Source organism: Vibrio genomosp. F10 str. 9ZD137 (assembly GCF_049974785.1).
GTDB lineage: Bacteria > Pseudomonadota > Gammaproteobacteria > Enterobacterales > Vibrionaceae > Vibrio.
Map to the genome: position 1 here is coordinate 1 of NZ_JBNGCJ010000071.1, position 759 is coordinate 759.

Sequence of the window (759 nt, forward strand, 5' to 3'; positions counted from 1 at the left end):
ACTACACTCTCGCTCACTTGAGATTCAGTGTTTAAGTCCATAGGCTGCTCCTCTAAGGCAGCACTAGAGTCGGGTACACATTCAGCATCGTCTTCAGCACACTGTTGCGTCTCTAACTCACCGTCTTTGATTTCTGGGTCAATTTGAGGCTCTGGCTTCGCGTCTAATGTTGCTCCGTCAGTTTCCTGTGCACCTTCTTGAGTCGCTTCTACTGCTTCCGAGTTTTCAGGCTCAACGTCATCCTCGTTGGTTATCGTTTCTAACGTGTCTTCAAAACCTGCCGCTGTTGGATCTGTTGGGATTACGAAATCGGCACCTTCTCCGCCTCCAGAGCTGGTGTTTTGGAATATTGGATTGAGGTTACCAAAGGCTTGCCCTGCATCTAGGCTAAACACCGTCGTCACAGCGGTTCGGCTTCGGGCGGCTTGTCCTAGGTTAGATTGTGCATAGACTTGTTTCGCGTAGCCACCAAACAGGCCAGTTTGCATTTGACGAATAAGATCCAGTTTGCCTTGTGCCAACGAAATAATGAAGGTGGCATCTGAGATGGATTCATCATCGCTTTCAATGAAGGTGAAACGGCCATACTCACCGATTAAGATATCTTCACTAAAGCTCGCAAAGAATAAGTCACTACCAAAGTGCCCTTGCATTCTGTCTAGGCCAGAGCCTGCTAACAAGGTATCATCGCCACCAACAAACAGGTCTATCGCTTCAAACACAATGTTAGTTGCGGAGCGGCTAACCTGTGAACCATCA

The 759-nt window shown here is 48.1% G+C and carries 1 protein-coding gene; it reads right to left on the minus strand.

Annotated elements, in window-relative coordinates; all coding sequences use genetic code 11:
* Window positions 1-759, minus strand: a 759-nt coding sequence (locus ACP45E_RS00940) for a hypothetical protein (protein ID WP_198927664.1), incomplete at both ends; no start/stop codon positions are given.